The organism is Streptomyces sp. DH12 (assembly GCF_020873895.1).
In the GTDB taxonomy this organism is placed as follows: Bacteria; Actinomycetota; Actinomycetes; order Streptomycetales; family Streptomycetaceae; genus Streptomyces.
Map to the genome: position 1 here is coordinate 1 of NZ_JAHWGT010000571.1, position 556 is coordinate 556.

Here is a 556-nt window from a genome sequence, read left to right on the forward strand (position 1 = left end):
GATCCCACAGTGCGAGGGCGCCCGCCTCGTGAGCGGCCCGGGTCAGGGCCCCCGTGTCGTACAGCTCCCCGGTGCGGAAGTCGACGGGCGAGTAGCTGACGACGGCGACCCGCCGGCCCTCGTCGGCGAGGAAGTGCGGGAGGTCCGGCGGCGGCACGTGCCGTACCTGGAGGCCGCGGCGGCGGGCGACCGCGTCGGCCAGGTAGCGGTCGGTGGGGAAGTGCCCGGGGTCGGTGACCAGCAGCGGGCGGTCCGGGCGGAGCGCGGCGGCGGCGTCGAGCGCGGTGAACAACTGCACGCTGGTGGAGTCGCCCGCGACCGTCTGCCCCGGCGCGGCCCCGATGAGCGTGCCGATGGCGTCGCCCACGCGCAGTGGCGCCTGCCACCAGCCGGCCGTGTTCCAGGAGCCGATGAGTGCGGTGCCCCACTGGCGCCGTACGACGTCGTCCAGGGCCGCCGGCACGGCGGCGGGCAGCGGGCCCAGGGAGTTGCCGTCGAGGTAGACGACGTCCGGTGGGAGCAGGAAGCGTTCGCGGACGGGGGCCAGGGGGTCGTC

1 pseudogene is annotated in these 556 nt (G+C 76.4%); it reads right to left on the bottom strand.

From position 1 onward, the window contains the following. A pseudogene (locus LPA54_RS35835) lies at nucleotides 1–556 on the bottom strand (kynureninase); the annotation flags it as partial.